Annotated in this window: 19 protein-coding genes and 1 tRNA gene; 12 read left to right on the top strand and 8 right to left on the bottom strand. The window is 66.9% G+C overall.

Translation table 11 applies throughout. The features are described from left to right. The first annotated feature begins 61 nt into the window (after positions 1 to 61). Positions 62 to 304: a hypothetical protein gene (locus GV792_RS27745; protein ID WP_175584884.1), complete on the top strand. Its 243-nt coding sequence runs from the start codon at positions 62 to 64 to the stop codon at positions 302 to 304. A gap of 143 nt (positions 305 to 447) precedes the next feature. Next, positions 448 to 1122, top strand: a complete 675-nt coding sequence (locus GV792_RS27740; RefSeq protein ID WP_014348619.1) for a Crp/Fnr family transcriptional regulator — start codon at positions 448 to 450, stop codon at positions 1120 to 1122. Between the two features lie 82 nt (positions 1123 to 1204). On the opposite strand, the gene GV792_RS27735 is transcribed toward GV792_RS27740, so the two are convergent. The 3 genes from GV792_RS27735 to GV792_RS27725 are packed head-to-tail and all read right to left on the bottom strand — an operon-like array spanning position 1205 to position 2676. After that, on the bottom strand, positions 1205 to 1996 hold the full coding sequence (locus GV792_RS27735) for an MBL fold metallo-hydrolase (RefSeq protein ID WP_163827940.1): 792 nt from the start codon (positions 1994 to 1996) through the stop codon (positions 1205 to 1207). A 15-nt stretch (positions 1997 to 2011) separates the two neighbouring features. Then, positions 2012 to 2500 (bottom strand): RidA family protein, encoded by a 489-nt coding sequence (locus GV792_RS27730; protein ID WP_163827939.1) that lies wholly within the window; start codon positions 2498 to 2500, stop codon positions 2012 to 2014. An 11-nt stretch (positions 2501 to 2511) separates the two neighbouring features. Beyond that, the gene (locus tag GV792_RS27725; protein ID WP_014348616.1) at positions 2512 to 2676 is read right to left on the bottom strand and encodes a DUF4177 domain-containing protein; all 165 of its coding nucleotides are present in this window, start codon (positions 2674 to 2676) and stop codon (positions 2512 to 2514) included. 153 nt (positions 2677 to 2829) lie between these two features. Here GV792_RS27725 and GV792_RS27720 point away from each other — a divergent pair, with 153 nt between their 5' ends. Both GV792_RS27720 and GV792_RS27715 read left to right on the top strand, forming a co-directional pair. Then, the gene (locus tag GV792_RS27720) at positions 2830 to 3867 is read left to right on the top strand and encodes an ArsA family ATPase (RefSeq protein WP_163827938.1); all 1038 of its coding nucleotides are present in this window, start codon (positions 2830 to 2832) and stop codon (positions 3865 to 3867) included. After that, the gene (locus GV792_RS27715) at positions 3864 to 5018 is read left to right on the top strand and encodes an ArsA family ATPase (protein ID WP_163827937.1); all 1155 of its coding nucleotides are present in this window, start codon (positions 3864 to 3866) and stop codon (positions 5016 to 5018) included. Before GV792_RS27720 ends, GV792_RS27715 begins: the two co-directional genes overlap by 4 nt. Here GV792_RS27715 and GV792_RS27710 read toward each other — a convergent pair. Beyond that, positions 5011 to 5334, bottom strand: a complete 324-nt coding sequence (locus GV792_RS27710; RefSeq protein WP_163827936.1) for a WhiB family transcriptional regulator — start codon at positions 5332 to 5334, stop codon at positions 5011 to 5013. The genes GV792_RS27715 and GV792_RS27710 overlap by 8 nt on opposite strands. Positions 5335 to 5773: 439 nt before the next feature. Here GV792_RS27710 and GV792_RS27705 point away from each other — a divergent pair, with 439 nt between their 5' ends. Continuing rightward, entirely contained in the window at positions 5774 to 8122 is a 2349-nt protein-coding gene (locus GV792_RS27705; protein WP_163827948.1) for a penicillin-binding protein, read from the top strand. A 61-nt stretch (positions 8123 to 8183) separates the two neighbouring features. Here the strand turns inward: GV792_RS27705 and GV792_RS27700 are convergent, their stop codons facing one another. Further along, entirely contained in the window at positions 8184 to 8648 is a 465-nt protein-coding gene (locus tag GV792_RS27700) for a GatB/YqeY domain-containing protein (protein ID WP_163827935.1), read from the bottom strand. A 115-nt stretch (positions 8649 to 8763) separates the two neighbouring features. On the opposite strand from GV792_RS27700, the gene GV792_RS27695 reads away from it, so the two are divergent. The 3 genes from GV792_RS27695 (at position 8764) to GV792_RS27685 (ending at position 11360) form a co-directional block, all read left to right on the top strand. After that, positions 8764 to 9726, top strand: a complete 963-nt coding sequence (locus GV792_RS27695) for a metallophosphoesterase (protein ID WP_163827934.1) — start codon at positions 8764 to 8766, stop codon at positions 9724 to 9726. A 543-nt stretch (positions 9727 to 10269) separates the two neighbouring features. After that, positions 10270 to 11226, top strand: coding sequence for a hypothetical protein (locus tag GV792_RS27690; protein WP_163827933.1), 957 nt, complete (start codon positions 10270 to 10272; stop codon positions 11224 to 11226). Positions 11227 to 11286: 60 nt separating this feature from the next. Then, a tRNA-Pro gene (locus tag GV792_RS27685) sits at positions 11287 to 11360 on the top strand. 83 nt (positions 11361 to 11443) lie between these two features. On the opposite strand, the gene GV792_RS27680 is transcribed toward GV792_RS27685, so the two are convergent. Continuing rightward, positions 11444 to 12031, bottom strand: coding sequence for a TetR/AcrR family transcriptional regulator (locus tag GV792_RS27680; RefSeq protein ID WP_309139159.1), 588 nt, complete (start codon positions 12029 to 12031; stop codon positions 11444 to 11446). 55 nt (positions 12032 to 12086) lie between these two features. After that, positions 12087 to 13310 (bottom strand): cytochrome P450, encoded by a 1224-nt coding sequence (locus GV792_RS27675; protein WP_163827931.1) that lies wholly within the window; start codon positions 13308 to 13310, stop codon positions 12087 to 12089. 180 nt (positions 13311 to 13490) lie between these two features. Between GV792_RS27675 and GV792_RS27670 the strand changes: the two genes are divergently transcribed. The 3 genes from GV792_RS27670 to atzF all read left to right on the top strand — a co-directional run bounded on the left by GV792_RS27670 (position 13491) and on the right by atzF (position 19557). Beyond that, complete coding sequence (locus GV792_RS27670) at positions 13491 to 14198, top strand: GntR family transcriptional regulator (RefSeq protein WP_175583199.1); 708 nt, start codon at positions 13491 to 13493, stop codon at positions 14196 to 14198. Between the two features lie 85 nt (positions 14199 to 14283). Beyond that, entirely contained in the window at positions 14284 to 17829 is a 3546-nt protein-coding gene (gene uca, locus GV792_RS27665; RefSeq protein ID WP_445738784.1) for an urea carboxylase, read from the top strand. Continuing rightward, positions 17830 to 19557: an allophanate hydrolase gene (atzF, locus tag GV792_RS27660; RefSeq protein ID WP_163827929.1), complete on the top strand. Its 1728-nt coding sequence runs from the start codon at positions 17830 to 17832 to the stop codon at positions 19555 to 19557. 53 nt (positions 19558 to 19610) lie between these two features. Here atzF and GV792_RS27655 read toward each other — a convergent pair whose 3' ends face one another. After that, the gene (locus GV792_RS27655; RefSeq protein WP_163827928.1) at positions 19611 to 20189 is read right to left on the bottom strand and encodes a TetR/AcrR family transcriptional regulator; all 579 of its coding nucleotides are present in this window, start codon (positions 20187 to 20189) and stop codon (positions 19611 to 19613) included. Between the two features lie 102 nt (positions 20190 to 20291). On the opposite strand from GV792_RS27655, the gene GV792_RS27650 reads away from it, so the two are divergent. Continuing rightward, positions 20292 to 21548 carry an FAD-dependent monooxygenase gene (locus tag GV792_RS27650; RefSeq protein ID WP_163827927.1) on the top strand — a complete coding sequence of 419 codons (1257 nt, stop codon included), beginning with the start codon at positions 20292 to 20294 and terminating at the stop codon, positions 21546 to 21548. Positions 21549 to 21815 lie beyond the last annotated feature (267 nt).

Here is a 21815-nt window from a genome sequence, read left to right as displayed (position 1 = left end):
TTGCCCTCCGAGATCTGGTGCCGTGTTCCATCTGAGACCTGGACAGTGTTTACTGCTCGGCATGCAAGGACTCGCTGTGGTGCTCTTCCCAGTGGCGTTGATGCTGTTCGCCCTGGGTATGGAGCGGGTCGAGAACCGGCTCCGCAAACTTCTCGAACCCGACGAAGAAGTTCAGCTGTACTTGGACAAGGCAAGCAACGCCGAGGTGAAAGAGCTGACGAAGCTCGGTCTGCCCGCGGCGGTGGCCCGCATGCGCAGGCGCCGCTCCCGCACCGAAGACCTGGACGTCGCCCGGGCCAGTTGAGGTTCCGCGACCGAAGTTCACGCCACGCATTACTGTCGTTACGTGGTGTCTGTCACTACGCGCAATGAATGCCGCGTAGACTGCACTGTCGGCCGACCCACTTCGGTCCAGGACTACAGCCATATCCCATAAGGAGCACATTCGTGGACGAGGCCCTCGCCAGAGCAGGCATCTTCCAAGGCGTAGAGCCCACCGCGGTGGCGGCACTCGCCAAACAACTGCAGCCCGTGGATTTCCCGCGCGGCCATGTCATCTTCAACGAAGGTGAGCCCGGCGATCGGCTGTACATCATCACGTCCGGCAAGGTGAAGATCGGTCGCCGTTCCCCCGACGGCCGGGAGAACCTGCTGACCATCATGGGCCCGTCGGACATGTTCGGCGAGCTGTCGATCTTCGACCCCGGCCCGCGTACCTCGACCGCGACCACGGTCACCGAGGTCCGCGCGGTCACCATGGACCGTGAGGCGCTCAAGTCGTGGATCGACCAGCGCCCCGAGATCGCCGAGCAGTTGCTGCGCGTGCTGGCCCGCCGCCTGCGCCGCACCAACAACAACCTCGCCGACCTCATCTTCACCGACGTCCCCGGTCGTGTCGCCAAGGCGCTGCTGCAGCTCGCCCAGCGGTTCGGCACCCAGGAGGCCGGTGCGCTGCGCGTCACCCACGATCTCACCCAGGAAGAGATCGCCCAGCTGGTCGGTGCCTCCCGCGAGACCGTGAACAAGGCGCTGGCCGACTTCGCGCACCGCGGCTGGCTGCGGCTCGAGGGCAAGAGCGTGCTGATCTCCGACTCCGAGCGTCTGGCCCGTCGCGCGCGCTGATCCCGCGCACATACACATAGTCGTTCGAGGCCCGGCCGCAGTCATGCGAGCCGGGCCTCGAACGTGCCTCTTGTGATGATGGTCAGGACTGCGAGCGCAAGTACTCCAACTGAGCCTGCACCGAGCTTCGGGCCGCCAGCCACAGACGTTTGTCCACATCGGCGTACACCTTGCGGACGACGGCCATCGGCCCGGCATCGGGACCGAGTTCGGCCAGCGCCGCACGCACCTGCTCCAGGCGTTCATGACGATGCGAGATGTAATAGCGCGCCACCGGCTCGAGATCCGGATGATCGGGACCGTGCGCGGGCAGTAGCGCCTTACCCGCACCCGCCTCGATCAGTCGATCGAGCGACCGCAGGTAGTCACCGAGCGTGCCATCGGTCGAATCGAGGACCGTCGTGCCCTGGCCGAGGATCGTGTCCCCGGTCAGCACCGCATCGTCGAGCACAAAACTCACCGAATCCCCGGTGTGACCGGGCGTGTGCAGCACGCTGATGCGCAGCCCGGCGGCGTCGATGACCTCACCGTCCACCAGCACCGCGGCACTACCGCGCAGATACGCACCGTCCATCGCCCGCACCGGCGTTCCGGTCAGCTTCACCAGCCGATCGATGCCGTCGGTGTGATCGGAGTGCCGGTGCGTGATCAGCGTGAGCGCGATATCGCCGCCGGTCGCCTTGACGATCGCCTCGATATGAGCACGCTGTTTCGGGCCCGGATCGACCACGACGTATCCGGAGGCCTCCGGAGCCCGCAGGATCCAGGTGTTCGTCCCGTCCAGCGTCATCTGGCCAGGATTGTCGGCGAGCAGGACCGCCGCAGAGGGCGTCACCTGGCGCAATTGTCCGTACGCGGGATGAGTCAGCGTCACGGGACTACCTCCTGATCACCGCACCTCGGCGATGAGTTCGACCTCGACCGGGGTGTTCTTCGGAAGTTCGGACACCCCGACCGCCGAGCGCGCATGGGTGCCCGCTGCGCCGAAGACCTCACCGAGGAACTCCGAAGCGCCGTTGATGACCAGCGGCTGATCGGTGAAACCGGGCGCCGACGCGACGAAACCGACCACCTTCACGATGCGCACCACCTCGTCGAGACCGACCAGATCGTGCACCGCGGCCAGTGCGTTCAGCGCACACAGTCGCGCGGCCTCGGCGGCCTGTTCCAGTGACACCTCGGCGCCGACCTTGCCGGTCGTCGACAACGCACCGGACACGAATGGCAGCTGTCCGGAGGTGTAGACCAGCGAGCCGGTACGCACCGCGGGAATGTAGGCGGCGACCGGTGCCGCGACCTCGGGCAGGCTGAGGCCGAGCCGGTCCAGATTGCGTTGCCAGGGGGTTGCGGGTTCGGCCGCGGGCGATTCGATAGCCATGCCGGCCCGCCCTACTGCTTCGGCCGCTTCAGGTAGGCCACGTGCTGCTCACCGGTCGGGCCGGGCAGCACCGTCACCAGCTCCCAGCCGTCGGCGCCCCACTGGTCGAGGATCTGCTTGGTCGCATGGGTGAGCAGCGGAACAGTCGCGTACTCCCACAGGGTCACATCGCTCATGGCTGGAGCCTAATGGGTGGGGCATACCGCGTTCCGACCGCAGCCGGGCCGGACCACGGGTCATACGAGGCGAACGTCACTGTCTGATACACCACACTCTTGGTATCCGGATCCCTAGGGCGCGATCTCAGCACGGGTTATAGGCTCGCGAACGTGGGAGCACCAACAACAGCGCCGGTTTCGGCCGATCCGGAGCTGACGACAGGCTGGCCGGAGCGCGCCGCCAAGGCTCGGCTGCACTATGTGTCGGGAAAGGGCGGGACCGGAAAATCGACGGTCGCGGCAGCCCTTGCGCTGGCGCTGGCCGCTGGGGGACGCCGGGTTCTGCTGGTCGAGGTGGAGAGCCGACAGTCCATCGCCCAGCTGTTCGACCTGCCGCCGCTGCCACCCACCGAAACCAGGATCGCCACCGCGGACGGTGGCGGCGAAGTCGTCGCGCTCGCACTCGATATCGAGCACGCGTTCCTCGAATACCTGGACATGTTCTACAACCTCGGTTTCGCAGGCCGCGCCATGCGCAGGATGGGCGCAATCGAGTTCGTCACCACGATCGCGCCCGGTCTGCGCGATGTGATCCTGACCGGCAAGATCAAAGAGTGCGCCGTCCGCGTGGACAAGGCGGGCAAGCAGGTCTACGACGAGATCGTGGTTGACGCCCCGCCGACGGGCCGGATCGCGAGCTTCCTCGACGTCACCCAGGCGATGGCCGAGGTGGCCAAGGGCGGGCCGATCGCCTCACAGGCCGAGGGCGTGTCGAAGCTGCTGCATTCGGACCAGACCTTGATCCATCTGGTCACGCTGCTCGAGGCACTACCGGTACAGGAAACCGCCGACGCCGTGGCCGAATTGACCGAGGCAGACCTGCGTATCGGCACCGTGATCGTCAACCGAACCAGCCGCGATGAACTGCCTGCCGAACAGCGTAATCGGGCCGCCGCAGGCGATATCGATACCGCGACGATCCGGTCGGGTCTGGACAGCGCCGCAATCAGCTTGCCGGAGGACGACTTCCAGGGCCTGATCACCGAGACCGTCGAACATGCGGCCACGCTGCGCGCCCAGGACGAGAGTGCGCGCGAACTGGCCACCGTCGATATCGCCAGGATCTCGCTGCCCGCACTCGCCGACGGCATGGATCTGGGTGGGCTCTACGAGCTGGCCGAACACCTCACCGCACAGGGAGTCCGATGAGCACGCCGCAGCAGGCAGGCGCCCCCCAGCTGGACATCTCGACGATCATCGGCGACCCGACCGCGCGGGTAGTGGTGTGCTGCGGGTCCGGCGGCGTCGGGAAGACGACCACCGCCGCGGCGATCGGGTTGCGGGCGGCCGAGGCCGGGCGCAAGGTCGTTGTGCTCACCATCGACCCGGCGCGCAGGCTGGCCCAGTCGCTCGGTGTCGCCGATCTCGACAACACGCCGCAGCGGGTGGAACTCGGCCCCGAGGTCAAGGGCGAGTTGCACGCGATGATGCTCAATATGCGTCGCACCTTCGACGATATGGTGCTCGAGCACACCAGCCCCGACAAGGCCGAGCAGATATTCGCCAACCCCTTCTATCAGACTGTTGCCTCGTCCTTCGGTGGGACGCAGGAGTACATGGCGATGGAAAAACTGGGGCAGTTGGCGAATCGGCGCGAGTGGGATCTGATCGTGGTCGACACTCCCCCGTCGCGTAATGCGCTGGATTTCCTCGACGCGCCCAAGCGCCTCGGCAATTTCCTCAACGGCCGGATGATCCGGGTGATCATGGCGCCCGGTCGTGGCGTCGGCCGATTCGTCACCGGCGCGATGAGCCTGGCGGTGCGTGGTGTATCGACGATCGTCGGCGGCCAAATGCTCAAGGATGCTTCGCTTTTCCTGCAGTCGCTGGAATCGCTGTTCGGCGGTTTCCAGGACCGGGCCAACCGGACCTACGCGATGTTGTCCAAGCCGGGCACACATTTTCTGGTCGTCGCGGCACCCGAACCGGATGCTCTGCGCGAGGCCTCGTTCTTCGTGGACCGGCTCTCCACCGAGCAGATGCCGCTGGCCGGCCTGGTCCTGAACCGGACTCATCCGATCCTGAGCGCGCTACCCGCCGATCACGCGCTGACCGCTGCCGACCAGTTGGCCGAATCGGATCCGCTGACGGCGGCGGTGTTGCGTATTCATGCGCACCGGGTGGCCGCCGCCAAGCGTGAGCGGCATCTATTGCTGCGCTTCACCGGAGCCCACCCTCGGGTGCCGATCGTGCCGGTGACCGCGCTGCCCTTCGAGGTATCCGATCTCGAAGCGCTACGCGCGGTCGGCGATCAACTCACCCGGACTCCGGCCTCGGATTCGGCCGTTCCGGTTACATAGCCACCTGATGCTGGCGCTGGGCTTGGAAGAAATCGGCCCAGGACGTCACCTCGGGGTGTTGTTTGAGCAGCGCACGGCGCTGCCGCTCGGTCATCCCACCCCACACGCCGAACTCGACCCGGTTGTCGAGTGCGTCGGCGCCGCACTGCATCAGTACCGGGCAATGCCTGCAAATCGTTGCCGCTTTGCGCTGCGCCGCGCCTCGAACGAACAGCTGATCGGGGTCTACTTCCTTGCATCGAGCCTCGGATACCCAAGCGATCCTCGCTTCGGCCTGCTCTACGTCCAATCGAGCGATGGGGGTTGTCATGTGCATTTGGTGTGCCCCTTTGCTGTCCGAACACCGGTAGACGGCGCTCCAGAATCGCGTGTCAGCATCGCAGCAACCCAAACCCCGCTGCGAACTGCACCACATTCCACTTTGAGTGTTACCTCTATCACACTGGGTTCTCAATCTAGGTAAAGGTATGCGGGAAGGTCAAGACCGGGCTGTGATTTTTTGGTACGTCCGTGCCGCGACCACGCGACACGCCAGTGATCCAATCGCGACACACCACCGAATCGACCGTTATCGGGTGTTCGATCGAGCGACACGCTCACCGCCACACCGCCACCGCCACGATTCGGGTCTCCTACCGGCCCCGACCTGCAATCGAGCAGTTCGGGTCAAACACACCCGCGAGAGCCGGTGGCCCACCCCTTAGGCTGGTCCCGTGCCGATCAGACATACGCTCGCGAAGCTGGCCGTTAGCTGCATGCTGGCCGCCGTGCTCGTCGCCGGGCTGTTGTTCCCGCTCGCAGGCGGTTTCGGATTCGTGTCCAACCGCGCCGCCGATGCCGTCGACAACGTCTCGGCGGAGTTGGTCGAGGGCACGGTGCCCGCGGTGTCGACGATGGTCGACGCGGCAGGTAATCCGATCGCCTGGCTCTATGAACAACGCCGCTTCGAGGTGCCGAGCGAGAAGATCTCCAACGATATGAAGCTGGCGATCGTCTCCATCGAGGACCGCCGCTTCGCCGACCACGATGGTGTCGACTGGCAGGGCACGCTACGTGCGTTCCTCACCAACACCACCAGCGGTGAAGTGCAGCAGGGCGCCTCCACGCTCGACCAGCAGTATGTGAAGAACTTCCAGCTGCTGGTCGTTGCCAAGACCGACGCCGAACGCCGCGCTGCCATCGAGACCACCCCGGCCCGCAAGATCCGCGAGATCCGGATGGCTCTGACGCTGGACAAGGAACTGACCAAGGACGAGATCCTCACCAGGTACCTGAACCTGGTTCCGTTCGGTAACTCCTCCTATGGCATCCAGGACGCCGCGCAGACCTACTTCGGTATCGACGCCGCCGACTTGAACGTCTCGCAGTCGGCGATGCTCGCTGGCATGGTGCAGAGCAGCTCGAAGCTCAACCCGTACACCAATACCGAAGGTGTGCTGGCCCGGCGCAACACCGTGCTGGACACCATGATTCAGAACATCCCCAGCCGGGCCGACGAGTTCCGCAAGGCCAAGACCGAGCCGCTCGGCGTGCTGCCGGAGCCCAAGGGTCTGCCCCGCGGCTGCATCGCCGCCAATGACCGCGGCTTCTTCTGCGATTACGCGCTGCAGTATCTGGCCAACGCCGGCATCAGCCGCGAGCAGATCGATAAGGGCGGCTACCTGATCCGGACCACCCTCGACCCGGCCGTGCAGGATTCGGTCAAGCGTGCGGTCTCGGAGGCGGCGCCACCGAATCTGCAGAACATCGCCGAGGTCATGTCGGTCATTGCACCGGGCCAGGACTCCCATCCGGTACTCGCCATGGCCAGTAGCCGCACCTACGGCCTCGACCGTGAGGCACATGAGACGCTCCTGGCGCAGCCGTACTCGATGGTGGGTGACGGCGCGGGCTCGGTGTTCAAACTGTTCACCACGGCCGCCGCGATGGAGAAGGGTATGGGCATCAACGCCCAGCTCGACGTGCCCGGCCGGTTCAACGCCCAGGGCATGGGTAACGGTGGCGCCCCCGGCTGCCCGCCCGCGACCTACTGCGTCGAGAACGCGGGCCGCTACAAGTCGCCGATGTCGGTGACCGAGGCGCTGGCGACCTCACCGAACACCGCGTTCGTCAAGCTGATCCAGGCCGTCGGCGTCACGCCGACCGTCGATATGGCCGTGCGTCTCGGCATGCGCTCCTACACCGAACCCGGCTCCTCGGGGCTCGAGAACAACCAGAGCCTGGCGGACATGATCAAGGGCCAGAACCTGGGTTCGTTCACCCTCGGCCCGGTCCCGATCAACCCGCTCGAACTGTCCAATGTCGCCGCCACGCTCGCCTCCGGCGGTAAGTGGTGCCCTCCGTCGCCGATCAAAGAAGTGATCGACCGCAGCGGTAAGCAGGTGCCGTTGACCCAGCAGGCCTGCGAGCAGGTCGTCGAGCCCGGCCTGGCCAACACGCTCGCCAACGCGATGAGCAAGGACGATCAGGCCGGCGGTACCGCGTTCGGTGCGGCCGCCAACGCGGGCTGGACGCTGCCGATGGCGGGTAAGACCGGAACCACCGAAAGCCACCGCTCTTCGGCGTTCGTCGGCTTCACCAACTCGCTGGCGTCGGCGGTCTACGTCTACGGCGACAGCCCGACTCCCGGCGAGATCTGCTCGTTCCCGCTGCGTAACTGTGGCGCCAGCGACGCGAGCGGCCTGTTCGGCGGTAACGAGCCTGCGAGAACCTGGTTCAACGCGATCAAACCGGTGGTCGGGCTGTTCCCGCCGCCGGTGCTACCGCCGCTGGACGACAAATACGTCCGCGGTGCCAACAATGCCCAGGTGCCCGACGTGGTCGGCATGAAGCAGGGTGAGGCGACCGCCGCCCTCATCGCGGCCGGGTTCAAGGTCACGCCGGTGGAGTCGTCCGGGTCGGCGCCGAAGGGCACCGTGACCGGTTCGTCGCCCAATGGGTCGGCCATTCCCGGTTCGCTGGTGACGATTTACGTCAGCGACGGCACCGTGCGGACCCCACCGCCGCCGGGGCCGCAGGGGCCGCCGCCCGGCGTACCGGGACTGCCGCCACCGCCGCGGTTGCCGCCGATCCCGATTCCGATTCCGATTCCGTTCCCCAGGTAACGACAACGCCGACCCGGTCTGACCGGGTCGGCGTTTCGTTTCTCCGAGTTGTGTCGAACAGCTACAGGCGCGCCTTTACCGCGGCCGAGATTCTGGCGCCGTCGGCCTTGCCTTCGGCCAACGCGGTGGCGATCTTCATGACCTGTCCCATCTGGCGCATGCCGGGGCGCTCCCCGATCTGCTCCGCGACCTGGGCGATTGCCGTATCGGCGAGATCGGCGACCTCGGCCTCGGTCAGCTGGGTGGGCAGGTATTCGTCGATGATCCTGGCCTCGGCGTGCTCGTTGGCCGCCAGCTCACCGCGGCCGGCCTGGGTGTACACCTCGGCAGCCTCGTTGCGCTTCTTCGATTCCTTGGTCAGCACGGCGATGACCTCGGCGTCGGTGAGCTCACGTGCTTCGGGGCCCGCGACTTCGGCGGACTGGATGGCGGCGAGCAGCATCCGCAACGTGGCAAGACGCAGCGTGTCCTTGGCTTTCATAGCGGCGGTCATATCCGCGCGCAGCTGCGATTTGAGTTCCGACATGTGCCACACGGTAGCCGCTGCGCCCGAACCGGCCCACCACATTTGCCCAGCCGGTCGGCAAACCTGTGCGTGAACACACGCCGCGTTCGAGACCACCGTCACCTATGCTGGGCAAATGCCCGTGATCTCGACCTCCGCTGTCCGCCGAACCGCGCTGGGCGCCGCCGGAGCCGCGGTGGCCGGAGTCGGCTACGCCTCCCTTATCGAACGCAACGCGTTCGTGCTGCGTGAAGCGACGATGCCCGTGCTGCGGCCGGGCTCGGCGACGCTGCGGGTGCTGCACATCAGCGATCTGCACATGATGCCAGGACAGAAGCTCAAGCAGCAGTGGCTGCGCGAGCTGGATCGGCTGGAGCCGGATCTGGTGGTCAACACCGGCGACAATCTCTCGCATCAGAAGTCGGTGCCCGCAGTGGTCCAGTCGCTCAGCGGATTGTTGTCGCGCCCAGGACTTTTCATCTTCGGCAGCAACGACTACTTCGCGCCGGTGCCGAAGAACCCGCTCAAGTACTTCAAGAAAGATCACCGCCGCACGCACGGTGCGCCGCTGCCGTGGAAGGATCTGCGCGCGGCATTCACCGAACGTGGCTGGCTCGATCTGACCCATGTCCGCCGCGATCTCGAGGTGGCAGGCATCCGCATCGCCACCGCGGGTGTCGACGATCCGCATCTGCAGCGCGATCGCTACGACACCATCGCAGGCGCACCCAATCCACTCGCGGATCTGCGGATCGGCCTCACCCACTCCCCTGAACCGCGAGTGCTCGACCGCTTCGCCGAGGACGGCTACGACCTGGTGCTGGCCGGCCACACCCACGGCGGTCAGCTCTGCCTGCCCGGCTATGGCGCGCTTGTCACCAACTGCGACATCGACCGGTCGCGGGTCAAGGGCCCGTCGAAGTGGGGCGAGCACACCCGCCTACATGTTTCGGCCGGACTCGGCACCTCGCCGTGGGCACCGTATCGGTTCTGCTGCCGCCCGGAGGCCACGCTTCTGACGCTGGTCGCCGCACCACCGAAGCGGCCGAACTCCGATACCGCACAGGGCGTTTCCACTTCGGAGACCGTCGCCCGCTAGGGTCGTTTGCCGAGACTTTTGTCAGGCAAGAGGACGACCGTGAACACTTTCGACCCCAGCAACGGGGGTGGCCCGGCCACGCAGTGGGGTCCGGCGGGGCCGACATCGGGATCGGTGGCTGGGCAACCCATCGGACCGGAAGCGGCACCGACGCAGGTCGGGCAGTGGGCGCCGGGCAATGGGCCGTCGAGTTCCGCGCCTGAACCCCAGCATGGGCAGCCTGTCGGTCCCGAAGCAGCGCCAACACAGACCGAACAGCGGATATCGGGCAACATCCCCGCGGGTTTCGCACCTGGGTGGCAGGCTGCCGGGTCGGCATCGGTGCATGTGCCGGGCGTCGGGCCCGAAGCGGCACCGACCCAGACCGGACAGCGGATACCAGCCAATGGGCTCGCGACCTCCGCTGCTCGGCCATCGCAGCAGCGGGTCGTTGGGCCCGAAGCGGCGCCTACGCAGGGCGCGCAGCTGCCGCCGATCGCAGGTTTCACGAACCCCGCAACCGGGCCCGGACAGAGGCAGCCCGTCGCGTCACCGACGCACACCATGCAGTGGGTGGATGGCGGGCAGCACTGGGCGAATCCCGGCACTACCTGGACTGATCCGAGCGCACCGGCTGCACCCCAGTGGTCCGGACAGTACGGCGAGGTGCCGCCGATCGAGCAGTATCGGGGTGGTCAGCCGCTGGGTTCGTTCGTGCCAGGTCAGGCCGCGCCCGCGGTGCCGTCCGGTGGCCGCGGGAAGTACGTCGCATTCGGTGCGGCGGCGATGTCGGTGATCGCGGTCGGCGTCGGGGTCGTCGCGGTGACCGCAGGTGGTTCCGAGGAATCCTCGGCAGCGGGCGGGTCCGTCCCCTCGATGGTCAGTGCCCTGACGACCGGCGAATCCGCGTCGAAGCCGCCGCGATCCGCCAGCGGAACCGCACCGCGACCGCGGCCGAGTGACGCACCGCCCGTCGGCAACGTCGGCCCGATCGTGCCCGGATTCCAGCCGGTCGCGGTGCCGAATCGCAGCGCCGTCTACGACGTTCCAGCCGGTTGGCGCGTCGCGCCAGAAGGCAGCGTCGGCGGTTTCGGCGAACCGCCAGAGGCCGTCGTCGGCAACGGCCTCGCCACCGACGGCGAAGACTACTGCCCCGGCTCCACCCGCACCGTCGCCTTCATCACCGGCTCCGACACCACCGATCCGGCGGCCGCCGCCACCGAACTCGGTACCAGGGCGGCGACCGTTGCCTACGCCGGCAGCCGCGACGTCCGCCCCGGCGCGCCCCAACCACTCGCATCCGTCGACGGATCGCAGCAGGGCATGCTGGTGGAAACGACGGGCGCAATGGTGACCGCCAAACCCGGCTGCGCGACCGAGTTCTCCGTCTACACCTACGCAGTCCCCGGCCGCACCGGAAGCATCGTGCTGGTCCTCGCCGCCGACACCGGTGTCCCCGATGCCGTCGACCATGCGACAGCTCAGCGCATCCTCAGCAGTATTCGCCCCTTGAAAGACTGATTGACCTGCCGGTTTAACGTCCGGCCCCTACCTGTTGTAAGCTACCTCAGGTCCGCTTCACGGGGTGTGGCGCAGCTTGGTAGCGCGCTTCGTTCGGGACGAAGAGGTCGTGGGTTCAAATCCCGCCACCCCGACTCGTGTGGTTGAGACACGATGGAAACCCTGATCAGCACGGCTGGTCAGGGTTTCCTTCTTTCATAGGACCGGTCCGGTCCGCTCAGCTGATGTCGATGCGGTTGTCGAGCAGGAACGGCAGCAGGAAATTGCGGAGTAGGGCACGTTCCTCGTCCTCGGTTGGTGCGGGCAGCGTCAGCAGCGACACCATGGCGCGGACCGCCCACTGGCCCAGCCGAACCGCGGCCTCGGTGGTGAGATCAGCGCGGAAGGTGCCAACGAACGCGGTGGTGAGCGTGTCGATAACGCCCGGCGACTGCGACAGCTGGGCGACGATCCCGGCATTGACGGGTTCGAACCACACCGCCAGGTGCGGCGTCTTACGCACCTCGGCCAGCATGGCGGTGAGCACATCGAGCAGCTGGCCTTCGGGATCGGAACCATCGAACCCGTGCTCGGTCCACACCCGCTCGATCAGCAGCCGCGCCTCCCGGCCGGCGAACGCCACATACAGCGACTGCCTGCTGTCGAAGTAGCGGTACAGCGTCGCCCGGGAACAGCCGGCCGCCTCGGCGACCTCTGCCATCCCGACCGTGGTGACGCCCTTGTCCAGGAACAAGGTACGCACAGCGTCCAGGATCCGTTCCGCCGCCAATTCAGCCCGCCCACCGGCCAGCCAATCACTGCTCACGTCCAATCCTTCCCGGCCGATCACTACCCGAGGCCAACCTTCGCCCTCCGACAGATCATGCCGTGCACGTGAACGGGACCGTCGTCGGGCGACGGACATAAGGTCCGGTCGCGTACTCGACCGCGTCGACGTCGACCTGATATGTCGGGAACCGATCCAGCAACTCCTCCATCGCCACCCGCGCTTGCATGCGGGCCGCGGCGGCGCCGAGACAATGGTGCGGCCCGTGGCCGAAGGTCATGATCCGTTGCGGGTTGCGGTCGATGTCGAGTTCGGCCGCGTCGGCGCCGAACGCCTGCTCATCCCGATTCGCCGACCCGTACACCAGCAGGACCTTACGGCCGGCGGGCACGGTGACCCCGGCCAGCTCGATATCGCGAGTGGTGGTCCGGGCAAGCCCCTGCACCGGCGAGGTCAATCGCGCGAACTCCTCGACCGCGAGCTTGATGCGGTCGGGGTCGGCAGCCAATGCCGCCCGCTGCTCCGGATGCTTCTGCAGCAACTGCACTGCGCCACCGAGCAGACCCGTGGTGGTGTCGTTACCGCCCGCGACCATGGTCCAGGTGTAGGCCAGGATCTGCACGAGACCGTTCACATCGGCGTCGTCGGCGGCCATTCCGGCCTGCACCAGCAGCGACACCGTATCGTCGCCGGGATCGGTGCGGCGGCGCTTGATCAGCTCGGCAAAGTAGCCGAGCATTTCCATCGACGCCTGCTGCGCGTCGGCGGTGCGTTCGGTGCTGGCCGCGACGACGGCGTCGGTCCAGCCGTCGAAACGATCCCGATCAGCCTCGGGCACACCGAGGTAGTAGGCCACCACCATGCTCGGCAACGGTTTGAACAGGTCCGTGATGATGTCGCCGCCGCCCTGTTCGGCCAGCCGGTCGAGCCGCTCACGCACGAAGCGCCGCACCACCGGCTCCACATCCTCGACCTGACGTGGTGTGAATCCGCGCGCGACGAGTTTGCGGAACTCGGTGTGCTCCGGCGGATCCTGCATGACCAGGGGCGGATTGGCGGTCAAACCGATCTGCTCGAGTTCGCCGTATTCGACGGTCAGCCCGTCGCTCGAAGAGAACGTGGCGGTGTCGCGGGCGGCCGCGTAGACGTGCTCATGCCTGGTCAGCACCCAGTAGTCGTGGTCGGGCTGCTGCGCAGGTACCACACGGTGCACCGGATCATGTTCGCGCAGTGCGGCATACATCGACCAGGGCTCGCGCCAGGTCGCGCCCGAACGCAGTTCGAACACCGGATCGGCACGATACTCATTGTCCAACATGTTCCGACGGTAAGACAGAATTAGCATATTGTCTAGTGTCGGATCGCCCGCAGATCCCAGGCGCACGGGAGTGGAGACCGAGGATCGCTCCGTCGCGAGCGTGGACCGGTGAGCAGACGCTTACCTACCGGTTACGCGAGGTGATGGCGCGGAAACGCGAGGTCCATAGCGTATACAGGCATGTCGACACGGGTGGCCACACCGGCCGATACCTCGGGTAAACCGCTCCGGGACGTGGTGTACGAAACGCTGCGCGCCGAGCTGATGAACGGCGATATCAAGTTCGGCGAACGCCTCACCGAACCGAAAGTCTCGGCCCGGTTCGGAATCTCGCGCACTCCGGTCCGCGAGGCCCTCACCGTGCTGTGCTCGGACGGACTGCTCCAGCGTGAGGAGTACGGCTTCTCGCCCGTGCGCCCGAGCATTCCCCTGGTGCGCGATCTGTATGAATTGCGAATCACCCTGGAGCTGGGCGGTTTACAGCGAGCCATGCAGAACCCCGACATCGTCCATGATCGCGCGCCGCTGATGGCCGAACGCGAGGCCTGGCTGGAACTACAGGCCGATCCGCCGGCGCAGGAGCCGGGTTTCGTGGTCCGCGACGAGGAGTTCCATGTCACGCTGCTGACGGCGTCCGGTAATGCCGAGATGGTGCGGGCCTTGCGCTCGGTGAATTCCCGGATCCGGCACGTCCGGATGTACGACTTCATGGTCAACAACCGGATCGAGACCACCATTTCCGAGCATCTAGCCATCCTCGATGCCGTTCTCGCCGAGAATCTTTCGCTGGCCTACCGCCTGCTGCACGCCCACATCGGCGAATCACTCGACGTCGTGCTCGACCGGGTCACCCGCGCGATCGCCGCCATGTCACTGGCCAACGACTAGTACCAACTGAACACAGGAGCCCGACGTGAGCCTGGATTTCGACACCGTCCTCGTCGCCAATCGGGGCGAGATCGCCTGCCGGATCATGCGCACCGCCCGAACCCTCGGGTTGAAGACGGTCGCCGTCTATTCCGATGCCGATGCCGGCGCCGCTCATGTCGAAATGGCCGATGCGGCCACCCATCTCGGCCCGAGTGCCGCATCGGAATCATATCTGCGCGCGGACCGGGTGATCGAGGCCGCGCAGGCGACCGGCGCCGGTGCGATTCATCCCGGTTACGGATTCCTGTCCGAGAACGCGGAATTCGCGGCGGAAGTCACGGCAGCGGGCATCGCGTTCGTTGGTCCCACCCCGGAACAGCTGCGGATCTTCGGCGATAAACACACCGCCCGTGAGGCCGCCCGAGCCGTCGGTGTACCGCTGGTGCCGGGCTCCGGGCTCTTGGCATCGGCCGATCACGCGGTTGCCGAGGCCGAACGTATCGGGTTCCCGGTCATGCTCAAGGCCGTCGGCGGTGGCGGCGGAATCGGTATGCAGGCCTGTCACGACGCGGACGAGCTGCACGCTGCCTACCAGCGAGTGCAGCGGCTGGCCGCGACCAACTTCGCCACCTCCGGCGTCTTCCTGGAGCGTTTCGTGGCCCGGGCCCGCCATGTCGAGGTGCAGGTGTTCGGCGACGGTCATGGCCGGGTGGTCAGCCTCGGCACCCGCGACTGCTCGCTACAGCGACGCAACCAGAAGGTGATCGAGGAGGCGCCCGCGCCAGGGCTCGGCACGGAACTGTCGCACCATCTGTTGTCGGTGTCGCGCGAACTGGCCCGTTCGGTGGGCTATCGCTCGGCGGGCACCGTGGAGTTCGTCTACGACGCCGACCGCGACACCGCATCGTTCCTGGAGATGAACACTCGTCTACAGGTGGAGCATCCGGTGACCGAGGCAGTGACCGGTGTCGACCTGGTGGAGTGGATGCTGCGGTTGGCAGGCGGCGATAGCGCGATGCTCGACGAGCTGCCGGAGACCGGTCCGCCGATCAGCGGCTGGGCCGTGGAGGCCCGCGTCTACGCCGAGGACCCCGGCCAGGACTATCGGCCCAGCGCGGGCCTGATCACCGAGACCACCTTCCCCGACGTCGTCAGGGTCGACACCTGGGTCGCTACCGGCACCCAGGTCAGCCCCTACTACGACCCGTTGCTGGCCAAGGTGATCGCCCGGGGCGCCGGCCGCGAGGCGGCATTCACCGCACTGACAGAGGCGCTGTCGGGCACCCGCATCCACGGCGTGCAGACCAACCTGCCGCAGCTTCGCGCAGCCGCTACCGACCCGACGGTCCGGCAGGCCGCACATATCACCGCCACTCTTGCCGGTATCCGGCCGGCGGGCGCGCGGATCGATGTGGAACGACCCGGCACCATGACGACCATCCAGGATCATCCGGGCCGGATCGGCCTATGGGAGGTGGGTATCCCGCCGTCGGGTCCGATGGATGACCTCTCGTTCACTCTCGCCAATATCGCGGTCGGCAACCCGGCAGGCACACCCGCGCTGGAGTGCACGTTGCACGGTCCGCGGCTGCGCTTCGCCACCTCTGCCGTGGTGTGCGTGACCGGCGCCGACGCGCCGGTTGCGGTGAACGGCGAGCCGGTCGCCCTGTGGGAACCGATCACTGTGCCTGCGGACGGCATCCTTGATGTCGGTGCGCCCGCCGACACCGGTCTGCGCACCTATATCGCCATCCGCGGTGGCATCGACGCACCGCTCTATCACGGCAGCGCGGCCACCTTCACCCTCGGCGGCTTCGGCGGCGTCACCGGAAAAGCACTGGTCAACGGCGATGTTCTGCACCTGACGGATACCGCCGACGCCGAACCGCGCTCGATTCCGGCGGCCGAGCGCCCCGATTTCGGACATGTGTGGGAACTGGCTGTCGGCGAGGGCCCGCAGACCGCGCCCGCCTACTTCACCGAGGCCGACATGGCGCAGTTCTACGCCAACGAATGGCGCGTCGGCAGCCACGCCAACCGCACCGGTATCCGGCTCGAAGGGCCAAAGCCCACCTGGTCGCGCACCGACGGCGGGGAGGCCGGGTTGCACCCGTCCAACCTCCACGACAACCCGTACAGCATCGGCGCACTGAACGTCTCCGGTGACACCCCGATCCTGCTCGGCCCCGACGGCCCGAGCCTCGGCGGATTCGCCTGCCCGCTGACGGTGGTGTCGGCGCATCGCTGGAAGCTGGGCCAGCTGCGCCCCGGCGATACCGTCCGCTTCGTGCCGGTGGACGACACCACCGCGAGCGAACTGCGCGCATCGAACCCGGCACGGGCTCGCGCATCGGTACCGAAACCGCTTGCCGGGCTGAGCGATCGCGGCATCCTCGGCGACGTCTCTGGCACCGGCGACCGGCCGCAGGTCAGATATCTGCGCGGCGGTGACGACAATGTGCTGGTCGAATACGGCGAGATGGTGCTCGATCTCGGACTGCGCATGCGGGTGCATGCGCTGTCCACTGCCCTCGCCGCGGCAGGTCTGCCCGGTATCATCGATGTGACACCCGGTGTGCGCTCGCTGCACATCCATTTCGATCCCGATGTGCTTGCCCAGCATCGGCTGCTCGGCGTGCTGGCGGAGCTGGAGAGCGAGCTACCCGCCACCCAGGATCTGGTGGTACCCAGCCGCACCATTCGGTTGCCGCTCTCATTCGACGACCCGTCCATCGCGGAGGCCATCGACCGCTACCGCAGCGGAGTCCGCGACAGCGCGCCCTGGCTGCCGTCCAATACCGAATTCATCTGCCGCATCAACGGTCTCGACAGCGTCGACGATGTGCGCGCAACGGTCTTCGCCGCCGAATACCTGGTGCTCGGCCTCGGCGACGTGTATCTCGGTGCGCCGCTGGCGGTTCCGCTCGACCCGCGGCACCGCCTCGTCACCACGAAATACAACCCCGCGCGCACCTGGACCCCGTCCGACGCGGTCGGCATCGGTGGCAAATATCTGTGTGTCTACGGCATGGCCTCCCCCGGCGGTTATCAGCTCATCGGCCGGACCGTGCCGATCTGGTCGAGCTACCGCCAGCCCGCGCCGTTCGAATCCGGTACGCCCTGGCTGTTCCGGTTCTTCGATCGCATCGTCTGGGAGCCGGTGAGCGCCGAACAGTTGCTCGAATACCGCGCCGCGGCCACTGCGGGACGGTTCGACGCCGAGGTCAGCGACGGTACTTTCGCCCTCGCCGACCATCTGCGGCTGCTCAGCGACGAAGCCGAATCAATCGCGGAGTTCGAGACCGAGCAGGCGGCCGCGTTCGAGGCAGAGAAACAGGCATGGCGAGCCGCGGGCGAATTCAATCGCGGCACCGTCGACGACGTCGTCACCGAAGCCCTCGACGATCCGCTGGCGGATATGCCCGACAACGCCATCGTGGTGAGTGCACCGATGATCGGCAATGTTTGGCGAATGGAAGTCGAAGCGGGACAACATCTCACCGCCGGTGCGACCGTTGCCGTGCTGGAAGCGATGAAACTCGAATTACCGGTGCAGAGCCCCGACGCGGGCACGGTGCTGAAGGTTCTCGCCGCCCCGGGTGCCAGAGTGGAACCCGGAACACCTCTCGCAGTGATCGGAGTCGACTGAATGTCCGCCGGCATCCTGGGCAATACCACCTCGCCCACCGCGCGCGTCGCCGCCGCATACCGCCGTATCGCGGAGGTGGACCGGCCGGAGGTCTGGATCACCCTGCGTTCGGAACCCGAGGTCATCGCCGACGCCGCGGTGGTGGAGCGGCAGCTGGCCGCAGGCGCTGAGCTGCCGCTGGCCGGTCTGCTGGTCGCGGTCAAAGACAACGTCGACGTCGCCGGACTGCCCACCACCGCAGGCTGCCCGGAATTCGCCTACACCCCGGAGGTCACCGCCGCCGCCATCGAACGGCTGACCTCAGCGGGTGCCGTGGTGCTCGGCAAGACCAATCTCGATCAGTTCGCCACCGGGCTGGTCGGCACCCGCAGCCCATATGGGCCGGTGCGCAACGCGGTCGATCCCGAGCTCGTTTCCGGTGGCTCGAGTTCGGGTTCGGCCGTCGCGGTCGCGCTCGGCATCGCCGATATCGGTATCGGGACCGACACCGCGGGGTCGGGGCGGGTACCCGCGGCATTACAGGGCATCGTGGGGATCAAGGCGACCCTCGGCGTCATTCCGGTCCACGGAGTGGTGCCCGCCTGTGCGGATTTCGACGCCGTCACCGTTTTCGCCGCCGATATCGAACGAGCCGTGGCGGCGGCCGCCATCATGGCAGGGCCGGATTCGCGTGATCCGCGCAGCCGGACCCGGCCCGCCGACCTCCTGCTGGCCGCGCCGACAGTGCCGAAGGTGGCGGTTCCTCGCGCCGAAAACCTGACCATGTTGAGCGCGTCGTACCGCGAGGCGTTCACCAGAACCGCTGCCGGCCTGTCGGATTCCGGTGTGATGCTCACCGAGATCGACATCTCGGTGCTGCTGGATGCCGCTCTGCTGCTCTACGACGGTGCGATCGTCGCCGAACGCTTTGCGGCGGTCGGCGATTTCCTTTCCAGCGCTTCTCCCGATGCGCTCGACCCCACCGTCGCCGGCATCATCCGCGCCGCCGAGCACACCACCGGCCCCGGCTTCGCCGCCGACCTCGACGCCCTCATCACCGCCCGAGCCGCCGCGAGAGGACTGCTCAACGGCTACGACGGGTTGCTACTGCCAACAACCACCGAACACCCGACGATCGCCGCCGTGCAGGCCGACCCCATCGCTATCAACCGCAGAATGGGCACCTTCACCAATTTCTGCAATCTGCTCGATATGGCGGCGGTGGCCGTGCCGGGGTCGCCCACCGTGGAAGGCTCGCCGTTCGGCGTGATGGTGATGGTGCCCGCCTTCGCCGACCAGGTCGCGATCGATATCGCGGCGCGGTTGGCCGGCACCGACAGCACACCCGCACTGTTCGGCCATGATGCCGAACTCGCCGTCTTCGGCGCGCACCTGCGCGGGCACCCGCTGCACTGGCAGCTCGAACAGATCGGGGCCCGCTTCGCCAGCGAAATCCGGACCACCGACGCCTACCGCCTCACCGCGCTGGACACCACACCGCCCAAACCCGGCCTGGTCCGCCATGGCCCCGGCCTTGGCGCGCCGATCACCGGTGAACTGTTCCAGCTCTCGGCCGCAGGCCTTGGTTCCTTCCTGGCAGCGCTGCCCGCCCCGATGGCGCTGGCGGGCATCGAACTCGAAGACGGCCGCACCGTCGTCGGGTTCGCGTGCACCTACGACGCTGCCGTCACCGCCACCGATATCACCGAATTCGGCGGATGGAAAAAGTATCTGGAACAGCTGGGCTGAGTCGCGGGACCAGATCCGGATCGGCCGCCGGGTCCGCCGGTATGCCGCCGAGGTCAGCTCCGTGGGGCGAGCGCGGCGATCGCCAGTGCCAACACGTCACCGCTGGGCAGCTCACCGTCCGGCTCGGTAATCCATTGCAGCGCCATCCCGTTGAGCAGCACGAAGTACAGGCGCGCAACCGCACGGGTTTGTTCCTCGGACAGCTCGGGATGTGATTCGGCGACCAGGTTCGCCAATTCGGTGACGGCTTCGGCGAGCAGGCCGGACATATGCTCGGCCTCGCTTGGCGTGCGGTGAATCCGGATCACGTTCTCCACACTCGCCACCAGCATCTGCCGGTTGCGCGCGAAGACCTCGGCGATGTCGTTCCACACCAGCGGAAAGGCCTCCGCGAGTGACCTGCTCTCCTTACTCGCTGCGGTGATCCGCTCGTCGAGGGCGTCACCGATCTCGCGCCCCGATTCCGACGTGAGTGCCTCGGTGAGCAGACGCTCCTTCGAACCGAAGTGATAGCCGATCGCGGCCAGACTCACGCCCGCCGCGTTGGCGATGTCACGCGCGGTAGTCGCCGCGAATCCGCGCTCATATACGCAGGCTCGGGCCGCTGCGAGCAGGTCCTCCTTGTTTCCCATGACGTCCACTGTACGTCCGTCTTGCACATTTGTACTAGACAGATGTACAAGACGTCTGTTAGACATTTGTCTAAGACGTTCGAGCAAACGAAGGACGATACGATGAGCACCCAGCCCGCCACCCACACCACGCAGCCCGCCGCCCGTCCCCGCGTCCTTGTATCGGGTGGCGGGATCGGCGGCAATGCCGTTGCGCTGCAACTACTCCGGTACGGCATCCCGGTCACGGTGATCGAGCGCGCCGCCGCTCCCCGCCCCGGCGGCCAGGCCGTCGACTTGCGCGGACCGAGCCGCGAGGTGGCCGAACGGATGGGTCTGATGCCCGGCATCCGCGCCCATCAGCTCGACGAACGCGGCATGCTGCACGTCGACTCCGACGGCAAGGAACTGCTGCGCATGCCAGCGGATATGTTCGACGGCAAGGGCGGCGTCGCCGAGATCGAGATCACTCGCGGCGACCTGAACCAGGTCCTGCTCGACGCCATCGAGGCCGAGGGCGGTATCGACTACCGATACGGTGAATGGCTCCAACAGCTCACGCAGGACGACGACGGCGTCACGGCCACCTTCGCCTCGGGCGCTACCGAGCGATTCGACCTCGTCATCGGTGCCGACGGACTGCACTCGGCGACCCGTCGCCTGGTCTTCGGCCCGGAAGAGCGGTTCAGCACTTACCTCGGCGGCTACATGTCCTTCTTCACCATGCCCACCCCCGCCGACATCGAACCGCACTGGTTCACCATGCATTCGTTGCCCGGCGCCACCGGGCTGGGTATGCGCCCGGACGCGGATCCGTCGACCTCGAAGGCGCTGGTCGTGATTCGGGCCGAATCCGACGCAGCCTTGCGACGCGACGTCCCTGCTCAGCGGCGCCTGATCCGCGATCGACTGGCAGGTGGTGGATGGGCCGCGCCGGCGATCACGGCGGCGATGGCCGACGCCGACGACTTCTATTTCGACGAACTCGCCCGCATTGATATGCCCAGCTGGATCCTCGGCAGGGTGGCGCTGGTAGGCGATGCAGGCTACTGCGGCTCCCCGCTCACCGGGCAGGGCACCGCCATGGCGTTGGTCGGCAGTTACGTCCTGGCGGGCGAGATCGCCACATATCGCGATGATCCGCGCCGGGCATTGCAGGGTTACGAGCAGGTGCTGCGCCCGTTCGTCGCCCTGGCGCAAGAGTTGCAGCCCGGCGGCCTGCGGGCGATGACGCCGAAGACCCGCTGGGGAATTCGAGCCGGCCTGCTGGTCAGCAAACTGATGACCGCGCGGATCATGAAGCCGCTGATGATGAAGATGCTGTCGAAGACCGAGACGTACGATCTGCCCGACTATCCGGCAGCCACACCCGCTCGTTGAGGGTCCTCTGTGAAACCGCGATCGGCCATCGGCGAACACTGGATGGTTACCTTCGGCGGCAGCGAAGCCGGGTCGCGCTCATCCTTCTGGACCGTGACCGCTCTCGCTCTGCTGCTCGGCTTCCGGAAGAGCCGGAACGTGTCGCATCGACCTACCCGGCCGGACCGATCACCCCGCGAGATCGGTCCGGCCGATATGGCCCCGAATCCGGCCTGTCACCCCGCGAGACAGGCCGAACCCGAATCCCCCTTCCCCCTCGTCGCCCCC

The organism is Nocardia cyriacigeorgica, from assembly GCF_010868145.1.
In the GTDB taxonomy this organism is placed as follows: Bacteria; Actinomycetota; Actinomycetes; order Mycobacteriales; family Mycobacteriaceae; genus Nocardia; species Nocardia cyriacigeorgica_D.
Note: the sequence above shows the minus strand (reverse complement) of the source record. Positions and strands in the feature narration are given on the sequence as shown.

What these genes read in the sequence shown, in the direction of transcription:
- GV792_RS27745 (WP_175584884.1), top strand. Translation starts at nt 62, where the DNA reads ATGCAAGGACTCGCTGTGGTGCTCTTCCCAGTGGCGTTGATGCTGTTC.
- GV792_RS27730 (WP_163827939.1), bottom strand. Translation starts at nt 2,500, where the DNA reads ATGGCTATCGAATCGCCCGCGGCCGAACCCGCAACCCCCTGGCAACGC.
- GV792_RS27725 (WP_014348616.1), bottom strand. Translation starts at nt 2,676, where the DNA reads ATGAGCGATGTGACCCTGTGGGAGTACGCGACTGTTCCGCTGCTCACC.
- GV792_RS27715 (WP_163827937.1), top strand. Translation starts at nt 3,864, where the DNA reads ATGAGCACGCCGCAGCAGGCAGGCGCCCCCCAGCTGGACATCTCGACG.
- GV792_RS27710 (WP_163827936.1), bottom strand. Translation starts at nt 5,334, where the DNA reads ATGCACATGACAACCCCCATCGCTCGATTGGACGTAGAGCAGGCCGAA.
- GV792_RS27705 (WP_163827948.1), top strand. Translation starts at nt 5,774, where the DNA reads ATGCTGGCCGCCGTGCTCGTCGCCGGGCTGTTGTTCCCGCTCGCAGGC.
- GV792_RS27700 (WP_163827935.1), bottom strand. Translation starts at nt 8,648, where the DNA reads ATGTCGGAACTCAAATCGCAGCTGCGCGCGGATATGACCGCCGCTATG.
- GV792_RS27695 (WP_163827934.1), top strand. Translation starts at nt 8,764, where the DNA reads ATGCCCGTGATCTCGACCTCCGCTGTCCGCCGAACCGCGCTGGGCGCC.
- GV792_RS27690 (WP_163827933.1), top strand. Translation starts at nt 10,270, where the DNA reads ATGCAGTGGGTGGATGGCGGGCAGCACTGGGCGAATCCCGGCACTACC.
- GV792_RS27675 (WP_163827931.1), bottom strand. Translation starts at nt 13,310, where the DNA reads ATGTTGGACAATGAGTATCGTGCCGATCCGGTGTTCGAACTGCGTTCG.
- GV792_RS27670 (WP_175583199.1), top strand. Translation starts at nt 13,491, where the DNA reads ATGTCGACACGGGTGGCCACACCGGCCGATACCTCGGGTAAACCGCTC.
- uca (WP_445738784.1), top strand. Translation starts at nt 14,284, where the DNA reads ATGCGCACCGCCCGAACCCTCGGGTTGAAGACGGTCGCCGTCTATTCC.
- atzF (WP_163827929.1), top strand. Translation starts at nt 17,830, where the DNA reads ATGTCCGCCGGCATCCTGGGCAATACCACCTCGCCCACCGCGCGCGTC.
- GV792_RS27655 (WP_163827928.1), bottom strand. Translation starts at nt 20,189, where the DNA reads ATGGGAAACAAGGAGGACCTGCTCGCAGCGGCCCGAGCCTGCGTATAT.
- GV792_RS27650 (WP_163827927.1), top strand. Translation starts at nt 20,292, where the DNA reads ATGAGCACCCAGCCCGCCACCCACACCACGCAGCCCGCCGCCCGTCCC.